The sequence below is a fragment of the Streptomyces sp. IBSNAI002 genome (genome assembly GCF_052244475.1).
Taxonomy (GTDB): Bacteria; Actinomycetota; Actinomycetes; order Streptomycetales; family Streptomycetaceae; genus Streptomyces.
Map to the genome: position 1 here is coordinate 21,332 of NZ_JBQPXG010000003.1, position 24,975 is coordinate 46,306.

Consider the following 24,975-nt stretch of genomic DNA (forward strand, 5'->3'; position numbering starts at 1 on the left):
CTTCCTCTTCGCGTCGTATCGGCGCGCTTCACCTCAAAACCACCTGACGGGGGTGCCCCCTTGCCGCACACCGATCGCCCTCACCGCCCACGCACCGCGGGCACCGTGGCCCTGCTCGCCGCATCAGCCCTCCTCGCCGGCCTCGGCATCATGCTGCTCGCCCACGAGCCGCCCTCCGCGCCCCGGCCCGCCTCCCCAGCGGCGGCTCCGACGCACTCGCGATCCGGGCAGCCCAGCAGCGCCTCCGCGGTTCCGGCAACAACGCCCACGACGCACGGCAGCACCTCGCCTGCGTCAACTCCTCCTGCGGCTGAGGACGCGGAGCCGAGCACGATCCCGATGCCGGAAGACGTCGCGACCGCGGCACGCCGGTTCGTTCTCGCCTGGGCCGGACACGACGCGCGTCCGGGCAAGGACGGCTCCTACAACGACGCCGCGCACCGGGCCCGCGCCTACGCCGGCAAGGAGCTGGCCGTGCAGCTGACCACGGACTCCGCGAGCAGCACCCGCCGGTGGCAGCAGTGGACGCAGGCCAGCACCGTCGTCACCGCCGAGATCACCCAGATCACGGTCCCCGACGGGGCACCGGAACCGACGGCCGACACGGCCTTGGCGCGGGTGCGATACCGGCTGATCGTCGCCCCTGCGGCCGGCCAGCCGAGCAGCACCGACGAGCAGGTCGCCCTCAAGCTCCAGCGCGGCCAGGCCGGCGCCTGGCTCGTCACCGCGCTGCCCGAAGCCTGAGCAGGGGCGAGTGATGAAGAAGATCATGGCGGCTGTGGGCTGCCTGGGCGCCCTCGTGCTCACCGTCGTCATCGCCGCCGTCATCGCCGTCGCGATGGCCATGGGCAACGACAACACCAGCGGCGGCCTGGGGAACGTCGGCTTCGGCGGCGGCATCGCGGACAACGCGCCCGTCCCGGCCGAGGTGAGGACCCTCATCCTCAACAGCATCGGGAAGTACGGGTGCGCGGAGGTGACCCCCTCACTGATCGCCGCCCAGATCTACAGCGAGAGCAGCTTCGACCCGAACGCGCAGTCCTTCGAGTGGGTGACCGACCCGGAGACGAAGGAGCGGTACAAGAAGCCCATCGCCGACGGCATCGCCCAGTTCATCCCGGACACCTGGGCCGAGCACGGTGTCGACGGCAACGGCGACGGGGTGAAGGACGTCTGGAACCCTCAGGACGCCATCCCTGCGGCGATCGCCTACGACTGCTACCTCGCCGGCGAGGTGAAGGACGTCGGCGGCGACAAGACCAACAACATGCTGGCCGCGTACAACGCCGGCCCGTACGCGGTACAGAAGGCCGGCGGCATCCCGCCCATCACCCAGACCCGCGACTACGTGAAAGCGATCCGCGACCTGGCCGCGAAGTGGGCGGCGATCGACAAGGGCGGGAACGTCCCCCTACCGTCCGGCTCCGGCGGCGCCGCGCAGGCGATCGCCACGGCCAAGACCGCGCTCGGCACGATGTACCAGTGGGGCGGGGACTGCAAGCCGCCCTTCGACCACGGCCGCAGCAACGGCTGTGACTGTTCCTCGCTCATGCAGCTGGCATGGGGCAACGCGGGCGTGAACCTCCCCCGGGTCACCTACGACCAGGTCCGGGCGGGGACGGCTGTCGCGAGCGTCAGCGAGCTCCGGCCCGGGGACCTGCTGTTCACCCGGCCCGGCCCTTCCGGACCCGAGCACGTCGGCATGTACATCGGCCCCAACGCCCAAGGGGAGCCGGAGGTGATCGACGCCCCGCGCACAGGGCGCGCCGTGCAGATCAAGCCCCTCAGCTACTGGACGCCGCAGATCATCGCGATGCGCCACATCGGATGACCGTCGGGGTCCGGCCAGCCCGGCCGGACCCCGCGCCCAGCCCTGTCCTGGGGGCCGCGCAGAACTTCTTTCCGCCGAATGTCACACCCGGGGACTCATCGACACCTCTATGTACATCCGCCGAACTCCGACCGATTCCAGCTGGAGCCGTTCCATGTACGACCGCCCCACGCACCGTCCACCGAGCCGAGAGAGCAGCCCCCGATGAACACGAACGACATGATCGATGAGCTCATCGCCGGTGTCGGCAACCTCCCCGCGATCGCCGAGGACGCCCAGGAGTGGGCACTGGGAAACCTGTGGTGGGTCATCTGCTGCGCCTTCGCCTTCGTGATCGCCTACGGATCCGTGCAGCGGCTGATGAGCCGCTCGACCCTGCGGGACCGCGAGGCGTTCGAGGTGCTTCCGACCAACGGCTTCGACCCGGCGCTGGAAGAGGTGGTCCGCTTCGCGAAGCAGATCTCCCTGGCCCAGCGCAGCACTTCCCGCTGGGCGCTGCCGGCCCGCGGGACAGCGATGCGGGTCCGGCTGATGTCCGTTGGCGGACCGCTGACCCTGCGCATCGAGGGACCCGCCCGTGCCACGACCGTACTGCGTCACCAGGGCTACTCGCAGTGCGAGTTGCGGGCGGTGACCGGTGAGGAGACCGCCCCCGAGCGCCCGGTCATCCGCCTCGGAGTCCACAACGACGGCACCACCGGCCCCGCAGCCGCCGCAGCCTGACCCACCCCCCACTGCACGAAGGAACGATCATGCCCAAGCCGTCAGAGCAGGCCGTGAGCCTGTCGAAGGACACCGCGCCCAACGAGGAGCGTCGACTCTATGTAGCGCGAGCCGAGCTCGCGCTGGCACTGCCCGACCATCTCGCGCTGCGCGACGTCCCGCTGAAGCCCGACCCCCTCGAGGCACTGGCCGCAGCGGTCGCCGACGTCCGCGAATCCCTGCAGGAGAGAGCCGACCTCGTCCTGGACCTGGTGCCCGTTACCCCGGGCAAGGTCGCCCGCAAGCGCAACCGGCTCCTGGCCGCCGCACGCCGCGCGCCGCACGACATGCCCGCCATCCCGGGAATGCCGCACCAGGGCGGTTCGGGCTTCAGCCTGGACCGGCTGTCGTCCATCGGGGCGGAGATCGCCGCCGAGATGCGCGGAGTCCAGGCCCAGAAGCCCTCGGCCGGCAGCCGGCCCAGGCCACAGCGCATGCTCAACGCCACGGACATGAAAGCCGCGATGGGCAAGTTCCACCCCGGCGTCGACCCGGTCTTCGACCTCCAGCTGCTCGTGCGCACCTGCTCCACCGACCCCAACCGGTCGCGTCTGCTGCTGGACCAGATCCTGGCCGCGCTGGAGGGCTGGGCCGGCGACAACTACTTGAGGCCGGTCGGGCTGAACCTCGGCATCACCCGGCTGCGTGCCGACGCGCCCATCTACCGCCAGCACTTCGACCGCCGCTTCGAGACCGGACTGTTCGCCCCGAGGCGCCGCGGGTGGGTCACCGGTGAGGAGATCGCCGGGCTGCTCAAGCCCCCGACCAAGTACAACGGGGCCGCGAACGTGATGCGATCCGGCGGCGTGGTTCCCCCGCCCCACCCTGGTCTGCCGTCGTGGACCGGGCAGCCCGACCTGCTGCCCCTGGGCTGGGTGTCCAAGCCCGGCGGCGGTGAGCGTCTCGCCGGCATCCCGCTGCGCTACCTGCTCTTCGCTCTGTTCCTCGGCAAGTCCGGCTACGGAAAGACGGAGATGAGCCTGGTCCAGGCCATCGCGCTGGCGCACAACGGGCACGGGATCTTGTTCCTGGACCCGCATGGGGACGGCTGGCAGCGCGCCCGCCCCTACCTGGCCCACCCGGAAATCCAGCCGCGGCTCCAGGAGATCGACCTCACCTCGCCGGACATGGACGCCATGGTCGCGTCCTGGAACCCGTTGTCGATGCAGAACCGCAAGGAGGATGACATACCGGACATCGTCCAGTACATCGTCACGGGATTCTCCAGCGCCCTGAACTGGAGCGACTCGGCCGGCCGTGCCAAGACGATCCTCACGCGGTCGGTGGAGTCGTTGGTGGAACTGTCCCTGCTGCTCTCGAAGAACGGCAAGGCCGAGTTCGCGCCGACGATTTTCCAGATCCGCACGATCCTCACCGACGAGGTGTGGCGCGACGCGGTCGTCCCGTACCTGTCGAAGACCCTGAGGGACTTCTGGGAGAAGACGTACAAGAAGTACCCGGGCGAGGCCACGCCCGTCGTCACCAACATCATCGAGCGCCTCGACAGCAGCAACGCCGTCAAGGCGTTCCTCGGCTCGTCGCTGTCCACGTACGACATCCGCACCGCGATGGACGAGGGCAAGATCGTCTTCATCTGCCCGTCGGGCACGGGCGACACCGACCGGATCGTGTCCTGCCTGCTGATCTACGACCTCTTCCGTGCCGGCCTGTCGCGACGGGACATCCCCGTGGCCGACCGCAAGGACTTCTACTGCTTCATCGACGAGCTCACCGCGGTCGACGGCGCGTCCAAGGGGACCCTGGCCGCCATCGCGGAGCAGCTGCGGAAGTTCCGGGTCAAGCTGCTCGCGATGACGCAGATGGCGCAGCGGCTGACGCCGACCACACGCCAGGGCCTGCTCCAGAACCTGTCAGTCCTCTCGACGACCGCGAGCGACGTCGACGAGGCGATGCTGGTGACCCGCCGCTGGGGCAAGAAGGTCGACCCGGACACCATCACCGCCCTGCGGCCGTACCACTACGTGATGTCGGTGACCCTCGGCGACGGGCGCACGGACCCGTTCCGTGTGCGCGGCGCCAGCGTCGAGGAGCTGTACAAGGACTACGAGAATTCGGAGGGCCTGGACGACCTGACGGCGGCGGTCGACAAGAACCTCGACCGGCGCCCGGTCCGGGCCATCCTCGACGACCTCAGCATGCTCGACGACCACATCCTCCTGGCTCTCGAGGGCATTGATGTACCGGAGGAACCCACCGTCGGCAGCCTGCCCATCGCCCGCAAGCAACAGGCCACGAACGGGGCCGACAACGCCACGGGCCAGCCCGCGGATGCATCGCAGGGCGGAGGGGGCCGCATCAGCCACGCCGCGGGCGTCGTGATCAGCGGGTCCACCGATGAGGAGGGCCCCCGCGACGAGGACGAGCCGCTGGGTGACGACGGCGAGCCCCTGCACGGTGCGCACAACGGCGACGACGGCCCGGATCCGGGCACGAGCGCGGTGGCCCCGTGACCCTGACGATCGAGACCGCCGGCGTGCCGGAGCAGCGCGCCAGCTTCCACTCTCTCGGCACCCGAGTGCTCCACGTGCTCTACCAGCACCGGGTCATGTCCACGGACCAGATGCAGCGCCTGCTTCTGCCGGCCGCCGGCGGCGCGTCCTACCTGCGGCGTCAGCTGCGCGAACTCCTGGCAGCCGGCCAGGTCCAGCGCATCTGGGCAAGCCACCGCCCGACACCGACCGAGCAGCAGAGCAACAAGACCCGGCGGCCCGTCAAGCCGCCGTACCTGTGGTTCCTGACCGAGGAGGGCGCGCAGTCAGTGGAGGACGGCGGAGAGCTCCGGCCGCGGCCCTACCGGATCACGGCGGAAGCGGTCGCCGGTGCCCGCCAGCTCCACACCCTGGCGGTCAACGAGACCGGCATCGCCTTCGCCCGGCATGCCGCCCGGCTGGGCCACGAGTGCGGACCGCTCGACTGGATGCCGGAAGTCGCCCACCGGATCCGTGACGGTCAGCGTCGATTCGAGGACGACCACGTCATCACCGACGCCGTCCTGAATTACGTGCACGTACGCCGGGGGCAGCGGGCGATGCTGACGCTGTTCATCGAGATGGACCGCGCCACGATGACCGCCGCCCGCCTGGCAGCCAAGATCGCGGCGTACGGCCGCCTGCACGAGTACGTGCCGCAGCACCCCGACCGGGCTCGCCGGTCGGCGGCGTCGACGCGGCCGTCGTGGCAGTACACCTACCCCTTCTTCCCCCGGTTGCTGGTGGTCCTGGACGGCCAGCCCTCGCCCACGCTGGGAGCCCGGCTCACCGCACGGACCAATGACCTCTACGCCCTGACCCGGGCGGACCCGCGGCTAGCGCGCCTGGCGGGCCGGCTGTCGATCGGCGTGACCACCCTGCAGCTCCTCCAGGACCACGGCCCGTTCGAGCCGATCTTCACCCCGCTGCTCCGGGGCACACCCGATGCGCGGCCCCCGCTGACCGACCTGTACCTCACGACCGCTCAGTGAGTCGGCGCGGCCCACGCGGCCGCGCCGACCACCCCACGAAGGACTCCAGTTCATGAGCATCGCCACGGTGGAAGATGCGCCGCCCGAGGGCAGCGGCATGATCCAGCTGACCGAGATCCTGCACCGCAGCACCCGCCTGCGGCGGCGCCGCTTCGAGATGCTGCCGATGCGCGGCCCGGGCAGCCCCTTCACCGAGCCCCAGGGCCGCAAGCCCGGTGACGTCACAGCTCCCCAGGAGCTCTCCGACCTCATCTCTTCCATGTCGGTCGTGGGCATGCTCGAACCGGTCCTGGCGGAAGAGATCACCGTCGCCGGCCGCGCCCCGACCATCCGCCTGGTCACGGGCGAGCGCCGTCTCCGCGCCATGCGGTGGGGCGCTCAGAACCTGCCGGACAACCCGCACTTCGCGTCCCTTGCCGCCGTGGTGTGCCCCGGACCGCTGTCCGACGAAGAACGGCACATGTGGAGGTTCGTGGAGAATTTCGCCCGCGAGCCGCTGCGTCCCGGCGAGCAGGCCGCCGCGCTGATGTACCAGCGGTGCGCCGTGCTGGTGGGCAAACTGCTGCGGTCCGGCAAGCCCGTCCCCGGCCACGTCTACGCGATCACCGACGCCGTCGAGCGGTTCAAGGCGCTGGAGAGGATCCGCGGCACGGATCAGACCTGCGCGGCACCGTGGACCGAGGTCCTGAGCCGGCTCGGCCTCCAGCTGACCGAGCGCAAGGCCACCGAACTCGTACGCGCCTTCCGTGAACTGCCCCGCGACCTGACCGAGGAGATGGACGAGGAATCAGTCCGCCTCAACACGCGGATCCGGTTCGCCGCGCTACGCCGCGGCCGTGAGGATGCCGCGTCGGACATCTGGGCCGCTCTCAAGGGCACCAGCCGCCTGCACCTGCTGCCGAGCGCGGTCGATATCAGCCTGGCAACGCCGGAACTGGACCCGGAAGAAGTCATCGACGCCGCCGAGGAGCGCTTGGAGCGTGCCAACGCCAACCGGCGCGCGAAGCTCACCCGGGTAACCGAGCCGGACAGGTCCCCCGAGGCCCCAGTGACCGATGAGGACGGCGACAGCACGGCGGCCCCGACGGACGACGGCAGCGTTCCCGATGCGGACCAGAGGCCGCCCGTCGTCGCCGTAGCACCGCCCGCCGAGGAGGACTCGACCCCGTCCCCGCCCCCGGTGGACGCCCAGCTCGTGCGCGGCGCTCTCGATGGACTGCGGGGCCTGCTCGCCGAGGTCCGAGCTGGCCGCCAAGTCGCCAGGTACGACCGCGGATCGCTCCGCCTGGCCCTCCGCGAACTCGAACAGCACCTGGCCGACGAGGCCACCCCTTCACACGAAAGCGAGACCGCCGCATGACCAGCATTTCCCTTCCGATGCCCCGAGTCGGCCTCCCCCTGCCCGGCCGCGGCTGCGACTGCGGCAGCTGCGCGTTCTGGGCCGGCCCGGACGGGCGCGGCGGTCCCGCGACCGTCGAACCGCTGTGCTCGGGGACCAACTCGGACTGCTCGTACTGCGGCTGCGCCGCGACCGAGGCCGGCTCCCCGGCCGGGGCCTGCGGCGGCTGCCCGATCCGGTGCGGCTCCCGCACCGACATCGCGCAGTGGATGGCCGACGTCGGCGGGACCTTGACCTTCGACGACATCACCATCGACGGCACGTTGCCTGAGCTGCCGTCGTTCATCCCGATGACCGACGGCTCGTCCGTCACCCAGCTGGACGCGAGCCTGCGCTGGCCGGCCTACGGCGTGGGGCTGCGCCGGGTCTTCAGCCCGGACACCCACTCGATCTATCCCCGCTTCGCCGGCAAGCAGGCCCGCGAAGCCCTCGCCCTGCGCGACGGGCAGAAGGCTGTCCTCGTCGGGTACGGAGAGGACCCGCTGGTCGAAGCGTTCTGGACGTACCGCAAGCGCGACGGTCTCGTCGAGGAGATCGCCTCCCAGGGCTGGGACCTGGTGCTCTCCCCGAACTACTCGATCTACGGCAACTGGCCGCGCACCGAGCACCTGCTGAACATGCGCCGGTGCCTGCTGATCGCCCAGGAATTCGCGGACGCCGGGGTGACGGCCGTGCCCAACGTCTACTGGTTCCGGCTGGAGGACCTGAAGCGGTACACGGCGTGGATCGAGGACGCGCCGCCGCCGGCGATCGCTGTGAACGTCCAGACCGTCCGGGAGAACTCCAACTGGGACACCTGGGCGCTCCCGGGCCTGTACTGGCTGGCGGAGAACCTGCCGGCCGACATGCCGATCATCCTCACAGGTCTGTCCCGGATCGACCGGATCGCCCAGGTCGTCTCGCTCTTCGGCGACCGCCTGACCTTGATCAGTCAGAACCCCCACCAGTACGCGATCCACGGCGCCGTCATGACCGCGAACGGCCGCGAGGACATCCACGCCCGGCCGGCTGACGCCTTCGCCTCCACAGTCCAGTTCATGGCCTCGCTCCTCCCGCGCCGCTGAGAGCTGGTGTCACACGGAAGCCCGGTTCGACACCTCTATGCGTCGAACCCGAAAAAGGAGGGCTTCCGCCATGTCGACACCCAACCCGCCACAGCCGGAGATCGAGACGTCACAGGAGCGTCCGGCGCCGGCAACAGCCACCTGGCAGCTGTGGATCCTGACGGTCTGGCACCCCGCGCTGGGTATGGCGGTCGACCCCGTCGCCATCCTCGCGCTGGACACCGCCGACGGTGCAATCTCGGCGCAGCACACCCTGTGGGTACCCCTGGTTTACGACGAGGCCAACCCCTGGCGCGAGCGGCTGGCCGAGGGCGTGACCCCGGAGCGGATCGCCCGCTGGGAGGCCGAGGCCGGCGCCTGCCAGATCGCGCCGGCCTCGGTCCCGGAAGGCGCCGTGGACCTGCGCCATGCCGCCGAACTCCTCCTTGACGTCCTGCTCGGCGAGGTCATCCCCGCGCTGCCCCCGCGGACCGGTGCGTGATGGGTACCAACTCCAAGAGCTCGCACGCGTCGTACGCCATCGCGCCGAGCGATGCCCTGAAGGCCGCCGAGGGGATGGGCGGGGCCGGAACGGCACCCGTCCTGGTGGAGCCCGAGCCCGAGCTCAGCGACGGCCTCGTCAAGGCGAAGACCGACCTGATGGTGGCCATGGACAACCTGGACGCCCTCCAGATCGGCAACGGCGTCGCGACGGGAAACGACCCGGAGCTCCCCGACGACCCGGTCGAGCGGTACGAGATCTTCGCCGACCAGATCGCGGCCGCCCGCGAAGCCATCGAGAAGATGAAGGAGGAGGGCGCCTCCGACGAGGAGGTCAAGGCCCAGCTCGACGCCCTGCGGGCGCAGTCCCTCGCCTACCTCAACACGCTCGACGCTGAAGAGCTCCAGCAGATCGCCGCGGCCAAGGGATTCGAACACCCGGCACTCGTAGGGCTGTCCGGGAAGAACCAGCACCCGCTCGTCCACTGGCTGGACCCGTACTACAGCGACGACATCCCCTCCAAGCAGAAGATCCAGGCCGCAGCGCAGAAGCGGTACGAGCAGCTCGCGGCAGGCCAGACCGTCGCCGGGATGACCCTGGCCGACCTCCAGCAGATCGAGGGCACCACCACCGTGTCCGAGGGCCCGGCGGGCACCTGGGCGGCGACACCGGAGCAGGTCAACGCCGCGCAGGAGGCCTGGAACCAGGCCGCCCACGAGGTGGCCTACTCCAAGGGCGCCCTGGACAGCGAGAAGCTGAAGAACCTCCTCGACTCGGAGAAGCAGGTCCTCGCCGCGCACTCGCCCGACATGCCCGAGCTGGAGACCATCCAGAACCAGATCAAGGTGTGGACCGAGGACCCCCTCGCGCACGCCAAGATCAACACCTCGACCGTGATGCCTCTGGTCAAGGACGCCGTGGCGTCCGGGGAGATATCGCTGACCGAGGCTCAGCACCTCAAGCCGGTTGAGCTCGTCGGGCTGCTGCGTACCGGCACGTCCGAGGCGGAGAAGGAGAGCCTGAAGGCGACGGCTCAAGCACGGAAGGACCAGCTCCAGGCCCTCGACAAGGCGTTGGATGTTCACAAGACCGGCAAACTCGACGTCCACACCGAGCTCACTCTTCCCGACCTCGCCGGAGATCCGGAGGCCGTTTCCCAGGTGGCCACCTGGGCGAAGAACACCGGTGAGCTGCACGGGATGCAGCAGGACGCGCAAGGGTGGATCCACGAGACCCTGCAGTCCCCGGTGGACATCGGCTTCGCCAACCCCGCGCTCCTCACCTCGCACACGGTCGACCCCAAGTCGCTGACGACCGAGGTGAACGCGTGGGCGAAGAACCAGAAGGTCGCCGATCTCCGGGCGGTCGCGAGCGAGCTCGGCATGCCGGACACCGACAAGGCCAACCGGGCCCACCTGCAGAGCTACATCGCCGCCAGCTTCAACCCGGCACTGGACAAGGACGCGATCAACGCCAAGGTCCAGGCCGGCGTCGCCAAGAAGCAGGCCGCCGCCGCTGCCAAGGCATCCGCGCCACTCGCCTCGGACGAAGCGGTCAACGCCCTCAAGAGCAAACTCGCCCCGGCCTCGGAAGCCGCCGGCGGGCCTGCCGCGGTCAGCGGCGGCCTGACGCAGGAAAGCAAGGTCGAGGCCGCGATCAAGATGGGCGCCAGTCCCGTCCAGGCCCAGAAACTCGCCCAGGCCGCGCCCCCGGCTCCCAAGCCCATCCCGAAGGCACCGACCAAGGCGGCAGCCCCGGGCTCGTTCAGCGCGAACACTCAAGCCCTGGTCGCCGCCCTCCAGCACGCCAAGGCCACCGCCCAGGACGTGCCCGCCCGCATCGACTCCGACGTCGTCGGCTCCTGGACCTTCGGCGCCGGTGCACCCGCCAACCTCGGCGGCACCTACAGCAAGACCCTCCACGCGGCCCCGGACGGGTCCAGCTGGCTGTTCAAGGCCGACAACAACGGTGGCGTGATCGCCCACTCCGAGGCCGCCGCCTCCCACCTCCTGTCGGCGGCCGGCGTCCCTGCGGTTCCGGTGTATGTCAAGAAGATCAACGGCAAGGTCGGCAGCGTCCAGCCGATGCTGAAGGGCGCCACCCACTTCTCCTCCGACCCGCACAAATGGACCCAGCCGGAGGTGGACTCCATCGTGCGCGCCCACGTCGGGTCCTGGGTCGTGGGCGACCACGATGGCCACCAGGCCAACGTCCTGCGCACCGCGTCGGGCGGGCTGGTACAGAGCGACAGAGGGCAGGCATTCAAGCACTGGGGCAGCGACAAGCTCGCCCTCGGCTACGCCCCGTCCGGCGGGGGCTCGTACGACCCGGTGCACCAGAAGCTCTACTCCGCCGCGCTCGGCGGCAGCCTGGCCGATGGCGTCAAGGTCAACCCCGCCGTGGCCCACACGGTCATCAAGAACGTCGAGGCGATCCCGGACAGCCAGTGGCGCTCCATGCTCCACTCCACCGCGCACGAGGGCGCCAAGTCCGGAGCCGGGGTGCACTGGGTGCCCGCGATGCGCAAGCAGGCCGCCAAAAAATACGGAATCCCGGCCGCGAAGGTCAGCACGGAACAGATCGCCGAGGCGTTCCTCGACCACGCCGTGGAGCGCAAGCAGAACCTTCGCACGGCGTTCGCGGACTTCTTCGTCAAGGAACTGAAGATGCCCCACGGGGCGTCGCTGAAGCACGGAGCTGAGTGATGGGCACGAATTCCAAGAGCAGCCACGAGTCCTACGCCGTCTCACCCACGGTCGCAACCGAGGGGCCCCCAGTACCCCCGAACCTCGGGGCCCCGACTCCGGAGCCGGTCATGGAGATCGACCCGGCGCTGCTGGAGTCGATGTTGATACCCGAATACGGCGACGAGGTGCCGCTCGCAGAGCAGGGCGGTGCTTGGACGAAGGATGGCGAGCCGGTCTTCGGCGCGCAGGCGACCGGCGACATGCCCGCGGAGGCACCTCCGGAAGAAGAGGTGGAGACGCAGTCGGCGGCGGCGACCGCCGTCGACGAGGCGGGTGATACGCCCTCTGTATCGGAGGCGGTCGAGGCCGAAGACGCGGCCGTACCTGCGTCTGAGGAGGCGGAGGGCCCCGTCGAGGGGGTGGGCGGCGCGGGGCCGGCGGTCCAAGGCGAAGTTGACGAACTCGTCGAGGAAGAGCCCGAGGACACCGACCCGCCGCTGACGCCCGTTCCGGAGACTCCGCCGGCCGGTGTCGCGGTCGGTACCCCGATCCTGGTCGGCGGCGAGGACTTCCTGAACTCGCAGGCCGCCCTGGTCTCCTACCTCTCGCCGGACGGGCCCCGCGAGGTGCTGCTCGCGCACGTCAGCGAGGAGGCAGAGGGCAAGCTGCTCGACGCGCTGAGCGTGTCGGGCACCAAGATGGTGGACGTGCAGGTCGAGGAGACGACCAAGGAGCGCCTGGCACTGGACAAGAAGGAGAAGCTCGCCGAGCTGGTCACGAAGGCCACTACCTCCGTCCAGCACAAGCTCAAGACCGGCGATGCGATGTCCGAGGCGTCGATCCAGAAGCACCAGACGGCACTGGACGCCGTCCACGCCGTCCTCGACAAGCCGAACCTGACGGACGACGAGAAGGCGATGGCCCAGTACTACCTGGACCAGGTCAACACCGTCGGCGGGAAGATCCAGAACGGTGGTGCGCCTATGGCGCACTTCGAGGCGCACGGGCAGCCGGTCACCAAGATGGTGACCAAGCAGATACCCGCGCCGGCCGATGAGCCGGAGCCGGGGACCCTCGCGGCGCAGCTGCGCGACGCCAGCCGAATCAAGGCCTCGCTCGACGAGCAGAGTGGTGAGACGTCCTGGGACGGGAAGAGCCGCAGCAAGGCGAACGGAAAGGAATACGCGATCGACTTGGGCGACGGCTGGAGCGCGGTGTACCGGCCGTACGCGGCCAACGACCCGCACAGCACGGAGTTCTCGATGCGAGGCCAGCTCGAGGTCCACGCCCCGGTCGGCGCCGGGCACGGCAAGCAGCTCGTCGACCGCTTGGAGCAACTGCATCTGGTCAACGCCCCGATGACGGCCGCTGAGGGCGAATGGACGTATCTGTCCAACAACGTCACGGCTCAGAGCCTGGCGAACGCGCCCGGGATGAAGGCCGCCTTCGCCGAGGCCAAGGGGCTGGAGGACCTGCAGGTCCAGGAGATCGTTCACCAGCGCGCCGAATCACTGATCGGGCTCGATGAGGACGAGCTGCATTACCAGGTCAAGCGAATCCAGCTGGAGGCCGCGCAGAAGGTGCTGCCGAAGAAGGTGAAGGTGCTACGGGAGGCGGTGGCCAAGGCCACCGGCTTCGGCGGCGGCGATGCCCTGGCGGCCAGCGCGGGCTACGACCCCACGCCGGCGACATCCGGCGGATGGCTGACGTGGTCCCGCTTCGACGTCACGGGCAAGACAGCGCAGGTCAAGGAGGCGTTCAAGGGGCGCTCTCTGACGCACAGCATCGGCGGCGGCGACATGGTCGCCCTGTTCGGCACCGGTGTGCTCGCCTCCACGGAGAAGCGGGCGGTGATGGGCATCGGCGGAGGCGTCGGCATGTCCGAGCAGCAGGACAAGTACACCGGCGGAGCGAACTCCGTCTTCCTCCGCGTCTCAAACTCGCCGAAGTCCGGCTTCGGTGGCCAGCTGATCTGGGACGACCCGTCCGTCCTGATGCGCCGGTCCGACTACTACGCCTACAACGGCGACAAGTACGGCGTCAGCCCCGACAAAAAGAAGGCCTCGGGCCTGACCCGCGACCCCCTGACGATCGCCACGCACGGCGCGTCCAACAACGAAATCATGTTCCGCGACGGAATCGACCTGCTCGGCGCCGAGGCCCCCAGCCGCATCGTGTGCCACCAGGCGCACCAGCGCACGGCGCTGCTGGAGTCCTTCAAGGCCCGAGGCATCACCCACCTGGGCGGCAAGCCCGTCGAGGACGTCGTCAAGACCCAGCACTGAGCCCGGCCCGTCCCACCCCACGCAAGGAGAGTGTCCACGTGAGCAGCAACTGGCAGACCCGATTCGCCGACCTGATCGCCGGCAACCACAGTGACACCGGCGACCCGGTCGACGCCGGCGCCCAGCTGAGGATCGTCGACGACGAGGGCAACGAGGTCTTCCTCCAGGCCCTCGCCCGTAACTCCGTCTTCCTCCGCGTCTCAAACTCGCCGAAGTCCGGCTTCGGTGGCCAGCTGATCTGGGACGACCCGTCCGTCCTGATGCGCCGGTCCGACTACTACGCCTACAACGGCGACAAGTACGGCGTCAGCCCCGACAAAAAGAAGGCCTCGGGCCTGACCCGCGACCCCCTGACGATCGCCACGCACGGCGCGTCCAACAACGAAATCATGTTCCGCGACGGAATCGACCTGCTCGGCGCCGAGGCCCCCAGCCGCATCGTGTGCCACCAGGCGCACCAGCGCACGGCGCTGCTGGAGTCCTTCAAGGCCCGAGGCATCACCCACCTGGGCGGCAAGCCCGTCGAGGACGTCGTCAAGACCCAGCACTGAGCCCGGCCCGTCCCACCCCACGCAAGGAGAGTGTCCACGTGAGCAGCAACTGGCAGACCCGATTCGCCGACCTGATCGCCGGCAACCACAGTGACACCGGCGACCCGGTCGACGCCGGCGCCCAGCTGAGGATCGTCGACGACGAGGGCAACGAGGTCTTCCTCCAGGCCCTCGCCCGTCACCACCGCTTCGAGCGAGATGAGCAGTTGATATGGATACGGCCGCTGGTCGGCGGCGGCGAGTCCGCTGAACTCGGCTACGTGTTCAACCTAAGTGCGGCCCGGCGCCGGGGGCTGAACTGGGCGCAGGCCCGCCTGGAGGAGAACGAGGACGTGGCACTGGTTCTGGAGTCCGGCGAGACCGTCATCGTCCAGCCGGCGCAGGGCGAGCAGCTGGCGGAGATCCAGCGCTGGGACGAGTTCACCGATCGTCTCACCCGCGAGGAGGAAGCCCAGCTCGACGATCTCGACGCCGACTCGTGGCACGGCCAGTTCTCGTGAACTGCACCGCCGCACCGGGCCGGCTACGGGCGTCTTGGCATGATGGTTCCGCGGCCGGCGGCACGCCGGCCGCGGTCCGCCGGCCCGAGAGCCGGCACCGATGCAGGACAGGAGGGGACAATATGCGCGCCGAGCAGCGCCGAGGCGTCAGCAACTTCGATGGCCGGCGCCTGGCGCAGGCCCGTATCCGGAAGGGGTGGACGCCGAGCCAGCTGGCCTCGGAGGTCAACGTCACGGTGACGGTGCTGAACCAGTACGAGATGGAGGAGCGCTCGCCCGAGCTGGGCACGTTGTCGCGCATGGCCGCGGTGCTCGGCTGCCCGGTCGAGGATCTGCGGCGTCCGTCCCGCGCCACCTTGAGGGATCTTCGCGAGCGCGCGCATGCCGGCCAAGAGGAGGTGGCCGCGGCGACCGGCCTGAAGCGGAGCACGTACGCGATGCTCGAGCAGGGCCGGACCAAAACCCTTCACCCGCAGGTGGCCCAGACCCTCGCCGAGCTGTTCGGCCAGGACGTCGACACCGTGGTCGCCGCGCACGCCGAAGCGGTGGCCGGCCGGCAGACGCGGCCGGCGCCCCCGGTTCTGCAGGGCCGGCTTCTGGAGCGACTGGCCGCTCACTTCGCGATGGCCCCCGGGGAACTCCTCGACCTGGCGCAGCGGCTGGCGGACGAGGGGGCCGGTGAATCCGAATGACGTATCACCGAGGCCACCCGCTGACCGTTGCCCGCCACGAGGCGCTGCTCAGCCCGCTTCCCGCGCCCGAGTCCCTGCTGCCAGTGGACACCCGCTGGCTCCGGGCACGAGCGGATCTGTTCAAGGAGGCTGCGGAGCGACCGTTCGCCCTCACCTTCGACACAGCCGGATACAGCGAGGCCACCGGCCTGCCGTTCCACCCCCACTTCGTGGCGCAGGTCTTCCGGGGCGAGCCCGAGAGCCGGCTGGACGTGCCGCTCATGGCGCTGAACCTGGCCCGGGTGACGACGAGAGCGGACGCCGACCGTGCGCTCGCCCACGAGTGCATGCACCTACGTGTGCCGTCCTACGGGCACAAGCGCGAGGCCTTCGCCTGCGCGCAGAACATCCTGGACCGAGTGGGATCGCTCACCGCATAGGGATCGGCCCGATGCCGCACCGCTCGCGGGGGTATCGGGCCGGCACTGCGCGGGCACGGGCCCCCGGCTTTCGTCCGGGAGTTATCACGTTCGAGCGCCTCTCCCTCACAAATCGACATTGCTTAATTCCATGAATCTCCGTATGGTTCTCGCTGTGGGGGCGAGAACGCCCCACCCAGAACCACCCTGTAGGAGCCGCTTCGCGCGACTCGCCCCTCCGTCCATCCCCCCGGGCGGCGGGGCCACGTGGCCCGGACCGGACTCACCCCTCCCGCCGGTCCGGGCCACGCCCCCTTCTGCGACCGGCATCGAGGAGACGACGTGTACGGAACCATCAGCCCCGACCTGGACGCGATAGAGGAAGCGGCCCGTCGGGCTGCGATCGCTCGCGCGGCCGGCCTCGCCACTACTGCACCGTCAGGAACGGAGCCCTCCGTCCTAGGTGCGGACTCCGAGCGGGAGGGCGTGGCATCGGTGCTGCGCTACCGGCTCGGCCTGGACGGCGCTGTCCGGCTGAGCGTGTACGACGACGTGAACCACCGGCTGTTCCCCGGAGCGCAGTACTTCCGCGCTGCCCGCATCCAGCTCTCGCACGACCGGCAGGCCCACCTGTTCATCGCCGCCTACGAAGCGGGCGGAACCCGCCTCACGTTCAGCGTGATCGCACCGTGCCCCGGCTGCCTCGCCGCGGTCCCGTGCGTGGCGATCGACAGCCTGGCGGACTTCGGCGACTGGCTCCTCAGCGCACGGGACGCAAAAGAGGCCCCCCAGTTCCGCACCTCCACTGTCCACCGCACCAACTGCCCTGTGCGCGGCAACTGACCCGCCCCCGTCCGGCACCGGAGGCCCCCCCAGATCCCGGGCCGGCCCCACCCCCCCTTGGCGCCCCGGCTCATCGAGCCGGGGCGCCCTGCATGAACGGCGCACCACACCTCACCCGCCGACGCAGCAGCGCCGAATGGCGGCGATGCCCAAGCCGGTGCGAGTCCGACCCATTTGGTGGTGCGGCGCCGACCCGCAACACCCACCCGCCTTCAGAAGCGAGAACAGCCATGGACCCAGTCCCTGCCACCGCAGTCGTGCGCGTGAAGGCGATTCGAACCGCCGAGCACGACATCACCCTCATGCTCAGCCTGCCGGACGACTTCACCGCCCAGCCCGGGGCGCTCCGCCGTCATATCGAAGAACTTCAGCCGGGCGTGCTCTCCGCCGCGTGCACGGACGCCAATCTGGCCCAGGTCACCGACATCGTCGTGGTCGACGTGCTTGATGTTGCGGCCCCGGCCGAGGAATCCGGTGCCGGAGTCTGCGATGGCCACTGATTCTCACGGCCCATTCGGCTGTGTGGTGCTCGCCCCGACGGAGGGCCGCCCGACGGGCAACCGCTCGGTGCGCGACGACGGGTTCCGGGAGCGCCTCGCCGACTGGCTGCTCCTGATGGTTCCGCTGTTCATTGCGGAGCAGCGCAACGCCTCCGCCGAAGCGATCGACAGGGCCCGGACCGACGCCCTGGAGCAGATCGCCAGCCACGGTGACGATCTCCAGTTCGGCGGCAAGTACCAGGGCTCGTCCCGGACTGCCCTGGCCAAGGGCTTCGCCATCCTGGCCCGCGCCGAGGGAGGGGTCACCGCGCTCGGCGTACACGCGTGCACGGCCCCGCACGCCTACTGCCCGCAGCAGGCCGACGCCCCCGAACCCATGATGGGAACAAAGTGAACAGCACCGCCAATGACGACGCCACCACCGGCAGGAGAAGGCGGGCGCTAACCACAACAGGCCGCACCCCGACCCCCGTTATGGTTGAGACCTCCTCAACCAATAAGGGGTGGTCGGGATGCGCCTGGGTGGAGTTTCCGAGGTTGCCGAAGTTCTGGGGGTGAGTCCCCAGCGGGTGGCCGTCCTCCGTCAACGGGCCAGCTTTCCGGTCCCTGTCGCCGAGATCGCGCAGGGCCCGATCTGGGACCTGGACGTCATCGCGGGGTGGTCTACGGCGAGCTGGCGCAGGACCGGGCCGGGTCGCCCCTCTGCCGCCAAGGCCCGTCGCGTCCTGGGGGACCGGTTCGAGATCGAGGCTTCGATCGACAAGGGCGGGTTCGCCGACGTCTACCGGGCCTTGGACCGGCAGACCGATCAGCCCGTCGCTATCAAGATCCAGCGGGACATCCAGGACCTCGACGGGGACGCCGCCCGGCGGTTCAAACGGGAGCTCCGCGTCCTCAACGGCTTGTCCCATCCGCACGTGATCCCCGTCATCGCCCACGGCGACATGTCGGAGGAGGACGAGATCTGGTACGCCATGCCGCTCGCGCACGGCAGCCTCCACGCCGTCGCCGCCGAGTTCGAGGGCAAGGAGATCGAGATCGCCGAGGTGATGAGCCAGCTCTGCAACGGCCTCTCCTACGTCCACGAGGCCGGCGTGCTCCATCGCGATCTGAAGCCCGCCAACGTGCTCCGGACGGCCGACGGCCGCTGGGCGATCAGCGACTTCGGGCTGGCGCGCGAGACGGAGCGCATGACGACGGCACTCACCTGGACCGGAGAGGGGTTCGGCACCCCCGCCTACGCGGCTCCCGAGCAGTGGAACGCGGCCAAGACGGTGGACGCCCGCGCTGACGTCTACTCTCTCGGCAAGATCCTCCAGCACCTTGTTGCAGGTCAGCCTCCGCGGCCGGACGACGACATCCCGGACGGTCCGCTCAAGCCGGTGATCCAGCGCGCGACGGCAAAGTACGCGCAGCGCTACGAGACTCCCCGCGATCTCCTGGAAGCGATCAACAAGGCTCTCGCGGCAAGCCCCGACTGGCAGACGGACGAGACGATCGCCAAGCTACTGGCCCCCCGCCTGGCCAGTTGGTCCCCCGACGTTTCGGCAATCGACGAATTCTTGAGTTGGGCGCAGGGCATCCACCCCGACGACCGCAGGGAGGTGCTGCCCGTCCTCGTTAACATGTCGGCCATCTCGATCTGGACGACCTGGCAGCGCAACGGCGTCGGCTTCTTGGAGATCTACGAGAAGTTCTGCGACTTCATCGCGGCCCACCCTGACTTCAGCTTCGAGTACTGCGACGTGCTGGCGGACTTCTGCGACAGGGCGGTCGTCGCCACCGCCGACTTTCAGATCCTCAGGCACACGGTCCGCGTTCTCCCCGGCCTGGGCTATCGCCACAATCGCTGGCACGTCCGTGACGTCCTGACGACCATCCTGCAACGCGCTATTACCCCGGATGACGCGCTCGTCGCACTGGAGTCGCTCCAGGCGGTCGGCACGCATCCGGGGCCGGTCGAGTGGTCGTTCGAAGAGCTGACCATCCGATCGCTACATCCGCTTCTGCGAACCGGAATCCGCAAGATCATCGAAGAGAACCAGCAGAACGAGTGACCCAACATCACCACAACGTCACGGACATGCACGCTATGTTCTAGCGCAGGTCACAGCCCTCTCGGGAACCTCGCGGCCGGAAAAGTCGAGCGCCAGGGGGAGGAAACGTTCGGCAGCCTCCAGCGGGCACTGGACGCCAAGCTGGCGGAGAAGAAGAAGCGAGCGGCAGACCGGGCCTACCGCCTGGCGTCGTGACCCCGGCCGTCGACTCGGAGGCGAGGGCGGGTCCAGAACTCGGCTGGGCCCGCCCTCCCGGCGTTCCCGGAGTCGTGGACGCGCCGGCCGACCAGATTGCGAAAGTCTATGAGTTTGGATAACCTCGCTCGCGAGGTCGCCCCCTGCACCTCACGGCCAGCACACAAGACCGGTCGGCGGCTACAACGCCGGCCGCGACCACAAGCAGAGCCCAGCCATCCCCGCGCGGGGCCGGCCGGTCCTAACCGCCGGCCCAGCTGGCCCACCGATGGAGGCGACCGTGATCCCCGCAGATTCAGAGCGAAAGCACACCAACTACGACAAGATGGCGGTCCGTTACGGCGTAGACCGTACGGCAGCCGCGAAGTGGTCCCAGGAAGAGGGGTTCCCGGAGGTCCTGTTCACCGCCGGCCAGGGCGGGATGCAGATCTACGACGAGGATCGCGTTCACGACTGGGTCCGCGAGCACCATTTCGGCGCGTGGCTTCAGTCGCAGCAGGGCAAGAAGAACCCTCTCAATCTTCCCAAGGGCGGTCCTCGCGACCTTCTCACGCTGCGCCGGATCGGCGAGCTCGAGGGCCGGGCACTGAACCGGGCCGCCACGCCTATCGAGACCCTGCGCAGCTATCTGTCCCCGTCCAAGGCGATCCTGGCGCCGGCTGACCGCCTCCCGGATGACGGCAAGCAGCCGACTGTCACGGAGCCGATGTGGTTCCGTGAGACCGCCTACGCCTACATCGGCCGACCGCGCCGGACGCGCCGCGCGTCGACAGCCGCCGCGGGACAGGCGAAGGTGCGTCCAGCGGGGGAGACGCCGCGCGAGGCTGCCGGTGATGCCCTGCTCGAGCTGGAGCTGCCCGCAGGCGCGGACACCGACCTGCTGTCCCTGCAGGAGATCGGGGAACTCGACGGCGAGGCGCGCGGCCGCGGCAAGGCCACGACCATCGGCACCCTGAAGAACTACCTGTCACAGAAGCTGCTGGCGAAGGCGGACCGGACGCCCGGCGACGGCCAGGAGCCAGCCGTCGACGAGCCGAAGTGGTACCGCTCGACCGCCTACACGTTCATCCGCCGCCCCGGCCGCTTGGGAGCAGCCGCGCGTGCTCCGCGCGCGGTGGCAGAGGAGCAGGGTCCGCTGCGCGAGGACCTGAAGCTGCCGGCTGGGTCGGACACTGACCTGCTGACCCTGCAGGAGATCGGGAAGATCGACGGCAAGGCGCGCGGCCGTGGCAAGGCCACCACCGTGACGTCGATGCGGACCTACATGTACAACGGGCTGCTGGCGAAGGCGGACCGGACGCCCGGTGACGGCCAGGAGTCGGCCGTCGACGAGCCGAAGTGGTACCGCTCGACCGCCTACCGGTTCATCCGCCGCCCCGGCCAGCTTGGCGGATCCCGCTGATGGCCCACGACCCGGCGCCGGGGCGCCGTACGTCGGTGTCTTTGCCCAGCGCTCAGCACGACAGGATGGTGGAGCGGTGACCCCCAGCAGGCGTCCCCCGGCCCGGATCGACCGCGCGGGGATCGGCGAGACCTACGGCGAGGCGCCACGGATCGTTGATACCTGGGTGAAGTTGCTGAACTTCCCGGCCCCCGGCGCCGACGGGAAGTGGGATGCGCAGCAGGTCGACGACTGGGTGAGGGCCAGCCGGCCTCACGCCTGGTCGGCTCGGACCGTTCAACCGGAGGCCGCGGTCTCCGAGCCCGTGGCGCAGGGAGAACCCGAGAGTGTCTCCGAGACGGCAGAGGGCCTCGCCGGACGCGACGAGCTGCTGCGGAAGGCCGGCCTGGCACTGCGGTACGGGGTGTCCGAAGCCGCGGTGGATGCGTGGACCCGTGTTGCGGGTGCCACCGCGTTCCCGGACGAGGTGGAGCCCGGGCGGTGGCGGGCCGGTGCCGTTGATTCGTGGGTCGAGAAGTACCGGGCGCACGTCTGGGCGGAGATCACCGGCGAGGGTCCCAAGGTCGTGATCGCGCCTCCGGAAGGGGATCCGAAGGACCTCTACGACGTCGGCGGGTACGGGGTCATCCTGGGCAACGCGACCCGGGGGAAGCCTCTGCCCCGGGCGACAGCACAGACGTACAAGCGGCAGGGGCATTTGGAGCCGCCGGACCGTAAAGCGGGCGACCGGAAGAGGCCTGAGGTCTTCGAGGACATGTGGTTCCTGGAGACGATCACCAGGCACGTCTACTCGCGCAGGGGGCAAGGGCGACTGCGTGCTGGCCGGACCCGGCGCACGCGCAAGAAGACCTGACCGCTGGTGATCGGGCAGCAAAACGGGGCGTGGGCCCAGGGGTTCTTCCCTGGGCCCACGCCCCGTTCCGCTGTGTTGCGCCAGTACCACCGGGCGATGCGCTCACGCAACCGGGCGAGTTGTGGCTGCCGGAAGTGCCGCCCGCTGGGGCTCCTCTCCCGCCAGCTCGAAGACCGCGTCGAGCATTTCGGGGTGGTTGGGCAGTGTCCAGTAGTTGCCCAGCACCCGGTTGACTTCGCGCAGCGCGTCCACAGGCGGCATGTCGTAGGCCAGAGCGCTGTAGATCGCCGCCACAGCGGGGGTCCGGCTGCGTCCCGCCACGCAGTGGAGGAGAACGCGCTTGCCCTCCCGGCGCAGTCGCAGGACCTCGCGGGCGGCCTGGTCGAGGGTGAAGTGGAGGTGGTTGTTCGCGCCGGACTTGTCCACGAGCCAGACCCGGACGTGCTCGACGTCGGTGCCTGTCAGGATCGGGTCGGCGCCGACCCGGCACAGTGAGACGACCGCGTCGACCGGGGCGGGGCCGGTGTACTCGGTCAGTGCCAGGTTGCCCAGCACGAGGTCGGGGTCGCGCGGGTGGCGGGCGCTGAAGGCGCGCCCCGAGGAGAGCGGGGTGCGCACTCGGGGTGCGGAGGGCCAGCCGTCGCCGTCTTCCTTGCCGGACCTGGCCGTGAGAACGGCGAGGCGGACGAGGTCGGTGCTGGTGTTGGCGGGCCAGCCGTGGACCTTGTTCTGCCAGGCCTGGGGAACGGCCGAGCAGCCCCAGCGCGCACCGAGCAGCGCACCGGCGATCGCGGCAACGGTGTCGGTGTCGTGGCCGGTGCGGACAGCGGCTTCCAGCGCGAGCTGGAAGTGCTGGGCTGCGAAGATGCCACCCTCGGGCCGGTCCTCGGGAACGGGGGTGCGGGTGATGGCGGACCACGCCGCCTGGAGAGCGGCAACCACCCAGCCGTTCTTCCTTTCGAAGTGGCGCGGCGGGTGCGCCTCCGCCTCGTCCAACCTGGCCGCCCACACCGCGCGGCGCTCCTCGGGCAGGAGCTCCAGCCCGGCCCGGACGCCGTCGAACGTGCCGTCCAGGACCGCTGTGCGGATGCCGGAGCACCACAGGACGCACGCATCGGCGCAGTCGGGGTCGGCGTGCGTCAGCTCGCTGACCAGGATGGCGGCCTCGGCCATGGCCTTGACGTCATCCAGGTACGCGAGGGCGACGATGCCGGTCCTCATCAGCGACCCGTTTCCGGCGCTGTTGTTGGGGTTGGCGGCGGCATGGCGGCGGGACACGTTGAGCATCACCTCGGAGGGCGAAGTGCCCTTCCCGCGCATGGTGTTCCCCAGGATGCTGCGGGTCTGGTTACCCACGTCGGCCGGGCCAGCGCCGTACCAGCGGAGGAAGTTCAGCGCGATCGCGTCCAGCGCCTCGGCGGTGCGCAGATCTACGCCGGTCGCGGCGACCTCGGCGATGCACACCTGCATCTGGGTGTCGTCGCTGTACTCGCCGGGTGCGAACGGGCCGAGGCCGCCGCCCTTCATTTCCGGGCGCTTGGTGTCGCTCATGCTGGGGCGGAACTCGTACGGGACGCCGAGCGCGTCGCCCGCTCCCGCTCCGAGCAGCACTCCGGCGGCGCGGTCCATGGACCTCTCGTCCAGACGCGAAGCCGGTTCGTTGGCGGCCGGCCTCGGGCCAAGGTCGGTGTTGGAGTGCGGGGCGTTGGAGGACGGGGTCATGGTTCTCCTTCTGCGAGCCGTTCGGGCCCAGGAAGCGACAACCGCACGCGGGCGGTGTCGAGGTGAGGGAGCGTCGGCGCTCTTCCGCCGCGACGCATTGACAACTTGTCATAACGCCAGAGCACGCGTCAAGCCTTTCGCTGTGATTGCGTAAATCTATGAGTCTATGTATGGTCGTAGACGTCCCGCCGCCGCAAGGCTCTTCGGATGCCCCTGTAGCTCAGCGGACGGAACTCCGGCTCGCGAAACCGTGTGCGGAGGGTCGATTCCCCCGGGGCGCCGCCCCGACCTACCCTCCGGCCGCCGGCACCTGGGCGGCCGCCACTGCGAATCCATCCGGAGTCCGTCATGCTCGTCCCTGACCTGGCCCATCTGCTGCGTGCAGCCGACCGTGACCGGCTCGCCGCCGCCGTACAGGCGGCCGTTGACACCGTGGCCTGGCACTCACCGGCCCCGAAGCCCGACTACGGCGACACCGATATGAGCATCGCCCGCAGCGAGGCGAAGGCCGAACTGGCCCAGGACGTCGCGGACGCCGTGGTGTTCGCCCTGAGCGCTAGCGTCACCACGTCCCTGGACCCCGACAAGGCGACACCTCGGTGATCTGCCCTCCCACCCCCGCCAAGGAGAGACGACGTTGACCGCGACCTGGCAGTCCGTCCCCATGCCACCGAACATCGCGCGGCTGCCGCGCAACACCGCCGGGCGCCCCGTACCCCACAACACCCCGTGGAACGACCCCGGCTCCGCCGGAGGGCAGCTGGCCGTTGCGAGGAACACCGAGCTGGGTGAGCACGTGATCTGCCCGTGCCAGCCCGGCCGGGGGACGGCCAAGTTCGGCGACCAGTGCCCGCCGCGCCAACGACGGCTGATGGTGAACCGCCTCTGCGGAGTCTGCTCCAGGTCGATCAAGCCGACCAGCCGCCTGGTGTTCATCGGCGGCCCGAACGCCGACTTCTACGTCGAGCCCCCCGTGCACCCCCGGTGCGCGGCGTACGCACTGCTGGTCTGCCCGGTGCTCGCGGCGGCCGACGACGTCGAACTGACGATCTCGCGCTCCTACAGCCTCCGCGAGCGCCGGATCACCGGCGTATCGGCCGAGCACGACCTGATCTACGGCGTGTTCCCGTACAAGGACCCGGGCGCACGCCGCAGGGGGCCTCTGGAGTTCTACCTGGCGTTCCCCGAGGACGCCGAACAGGTGCCCGCCAAGGAGTGGCTGGCCCACCACTCCCCCGCGGTGTGACCGCGCACACCCGGGCGGTACGGACG

At 69.8% G+C, this 24,975-nt stretch carries 23 protein-coding genes and 1 pseudogene; 23 read left to right on the plus strand and 1 reads right to left on the minus strand.

Annotated features, from left to right (window positions below; genetic code table 11):
• Positions 1 to 339 precede the first annotated feature (339 nt).
• The 21 genes and pseudogenes from ACTVZO_RS39875 to ACTVZO_RS39975 all read left to right on the plus strand — a co-directional run bounded on the left by ACTVZO_RS39875 (position 340) and on the right by ACTVZO_RS39975 (position 21,981).
• Positions 340 to 744: a hypothetical protein gene (locus ACTVZO_RS39875; protein WP_443303463.1), complete on the plus strand. Its 405-nt coding sequence runs from the start codon at positions 340 to 342 to the stop codon at positions 742 to 744.
• Positions 745 to 757: 13 nt separating this feature from the next.
• Entirely contained in the window at positions 758 to 1,831 is a 1,074-nt protein-coding gene (locus ACTVZO_RS39880; RefSeq protein WP_443303464.1) for a bifunctional lytic transglycosylase/C40 family peptidase, read from the plus strand.
• Between the two features lie 204 nt (positions 1,832 to 2,035).
• Positions 2,036 to 2,554, plus strand: a complete 519-nt coding sequence (locus ACTVZO_RS39885; RefSeq protein WP_443303465.1) for a hypothetical protein — start codon at positions 2,036 to 2,038, stop codon at positions 2,552 to 2,554.
• 29 nt (positions 2,555 to 2,583) lie between these two features.
• Complete coding sequence (locus ACTVZO_RS39890) at positions 2,584 to 5,064, plus strand: ATP/GTP-binding protein (RefSeq protein ID WP_443303466.1); 2,481 nt, start codon at positions 2,584 to 2,586, stop codon at positions 5,062 to 5,064.
• Positions 5,061 to 6,074: a replication-relaxation family protein gene (locus ACTVZO_RS39895; RefSeq protein WP_443303467.1), complete on the plus strand. Its 1,014-nt coding sequence runs from the start codon at positions 5,061 to 5,063 to the stop codon at positions 6,072 to 6,074. The genes ACTVZO_RS39890 and ACTVZO_RS39895 overlap by 4 nt, the downstream gene beginning before the upstream one ends.
• Positions 6,075 to 6,126: 52 nt before the next feature.
• A complete protein-coding gene (locus tag ACTVZO_RS39900; RefSeq protein ID WP_443303468.1) occupies positions 6,127 to 7,434 on the plus strand; it encodes a hypothetical protein in 1,308 nt (435 codons plus the stop codon).
• Entirely contained in the window at positions 7,431 to 8,537 is a 1,107-nt protein-coding gene (locus ACTVZO_RS39905; protein ID WP_443303469.1) for a DUF4417 domain-containing protein, read from the plus strand. Before ACTVZO_RS39900 ends, ACTVZO_RS39905 begins: the two co-directional genes overlap by 4 nt.
• Before the next feature lie 70 nt (positions 8,538 to 8,607).
• Positions 8,608 to 9,018: a hypothetical protein gene (locus ACTVZO_RS39910; RefSeq protein ID WP_443303470.1), complete on the plus strand. Its 411-nt coding sequence runs from the start codon at positions 8,608 to 8,610 to the stop codon at positions 9,016 to 9,018.
• Entirely contained in the window at positions 9,018 to 11,723 is a 2,706-nt protein-coding gene (locus ACTVZO_RS39915; protein WP_443303471.1) for a hypothetical protein, read from the plus strand. The genes ACTVZO_RS39910 and ACTVZO_RS39915 overlap by 1 nt, the downstream gene beginning before the upstream one ends.
• Positions 11,723 to 13,990 (plus strand): hypothetical protein, encoded by a 2,268-nt coding sequence (locus ACTVZO_RS39920; protein ID WP_443303472.1) that lies wholly within the window; start codon positions 11,723 to 11,725, stop codon positions 13,988 to 13,990. Before ACTVZO_RS39915 ends, ACTVZO_RS39920 begins: the two co-directional genes overlap by 1 nt.
• A gap of 38 nt (positions 13,991 to 14,028) precedes the next feature.
• Positions 14,029 to 14,541: a hypothetical protein gene (locus tag ACTVZO_RS39925; RefSeq protein ID WP_443303473.1), complete on the plus strand. Its 513-nt coding sequence runs from the start codon at positions 14,029 to 14,031 to the stop codon at positions 14,539 to 14,541.
• 38 nt (positions 14,542 to 14,579) lie between these two features.
• Positions 14,580 to 15,041 carry a hypothetical protein gene (locus ACTVZO_RS39930; RefSeq protein WP_443303474.1) on the plus strand — a complete coding sequence of 154 codons (462 nt, stop codon included), beginning with the start codon at positions 14,580 to 14,582 and terminating at the stop codon, positions 15,039 to 15,041.
• 122 nt (positions 15,042 to 15,163) lie between these two features.
• Positions 15,164 to 15,733 (plus strand): helix-turn-helix domain-containing protein, encoded by a 570-nt coding sequence (locus tag ACTVZO_RS39935; protein WP_443303476.1) that lies wholly within the window; start codon positions 15,164 to 15,166, stop codon positions 15,731 to 15,733.
• Positions 15,730 to 16,152 (plus strand): hypothetical protein, encoded by a 423-nt coding sequence (locus ACTVZO_RS39940; protein WP_443303477.1) that lies wholly within the window; start codon positions 15,730 to 15,732, stop codon positions 16,150 to 16,152. Before ACTVZO_RS39935 ends, ACTVZO_RS39940 begins: the two co-directional genes overlap by 4 nt.
• 321 nt (positions 16,153 to 16,473) lie before the next feature.
• On the plus strand, positions 16,474 to 16,974 hold the full coding sequence (locus ACTVZO_RS39945) for a hypothetical protein (RefSeq protein ID WP_443303478.1): 501 nt from the start codon (positions 16,474 to 16,476) through the stop codon (positions 16,972 to 16,974).
• Positions 16,975 to 17,231: 257 nt separating this feature from the next.
• On the plus strand, positions 17,232 to 17,474 hold the full coding sequence (locus ACTVZO_RS39950; RefSeq protein WP_443303479.1) for a hypothetical protein: 243 nt from the start codon (positions 17,232 to 17,234) through the stop codon (positions 17,472 to 17,474).
• Positions 17,464 to 17,868: a hypothetical protein gene (locus ACTVZO_RS39955; RefSeq protein ID WP_443303480.1), complete on the plus strand. Its 405-nt coding sequence runs from the start codon at positions 17,464 to 17,466 to the stop codon at positions 17,866 to 17,868. Before ACTVZO_RS39950 ends, ACTVZO_RS39955 begins: the two co-directional genes overlap by 11 nt.
• 118 nt (positions 17,869 to 17,986) lie before the next feature.
• Positions 17,987 to 19,531, plus strand: coding sequence for a serine/threonine-protein kinase (locus tag ACTVZO_RS39960; protein WP_443303481.1), 1,545 nt, complete (start codon positions 17,987 to 17,989; stop codon positions 19,529 to 19,531).
• A gap of 84 nt (positions 19,532 to 19,615) precedes the next feature.
• Positions 19,616 to 19,726: pseudogene (locus tag ACTVZO_RS39965) on the plus strand (GP88 family protein); the annotation flags it as partial.
• A 280-nt stretch (positions 19,727 to 20,006) separates the two neighbouring features.
• A complete protein-coding gene (locus ACTVZO_RS39970; protein ID WP_443303482.1) occupies positions 20,007 to 21,128 on the plus strand; it encodes a hypothetical protein in 1,122 nt (373 codons plus the stop codon).
• Positions 21,129 to 21,204: 76 nt separating this feature from the next.
• On the plus strand, positions 21,205 to 21,981 hold the full coding sequence (locus ACTVZO_RS39975) for a hypothetical protein (protein WP_443303483.1): 777 nt from the start codon (positions 21,205 to 21,207) through the stop codon (positions 21,979 to 21,981).
• A gap of 102 nt (positions 21,982 to 22,083) precedes the next feature.
• Here the strand turns inward: ACTVZO_RS39975 and ACTVZO_RS39980 are convergent, their stop codons facing one another.
• The gene (locus ACTVZO_RS39980) at positions 22,084 to 23,703 is read right to left on the minus strand and encodes an ADP-ribosylglycohydrolase family protein (protein ID WP_443303484.1); all 1,620 of its coding nucleotides are present in this window, start codon (positions 23,701 to 23,703) and stop codon (positions 22,084 to 22,086) included.
• A 348-nt stretch (positions 23,704 to 24,051) separates the two neighbouring features.
• Between ACTVZO_RS39980 and ACTVZO_RS39985 the strand changes: the two genes are divergently transcribed.
• Together ACTVZO_RS39985 and ACTVZO_RS39990 are read left to right on the plus strand one after the other, a co-directional pair.
• Positions 24,052 to 24,306 (plus strand): hypothetical protein, encoded by a 255-nt coding sequence (locus ACTVZO_RS39985; RefSeq protein WP_443303485.1) that lies wholly within the window; start codon positions 24,052 to 24,054, stop codon positions 24,304 to 24,306.
• Positions 24,307 to 24,340: 34 nt separating this feature from the next.
• On the plus strand, positions 24,341 to 24,949 hold the full coding sequence (locus ACTVZO_RS39990) for a hypothetical protein (protein ID WP_443303486.1): 609 nt from the start codon (positions 24,341 to 24,343) through the stop codon (positions 24,947 to 24,949).
• Positions 24,950 to 24,975: the final 26 nt, after the last annotated feature.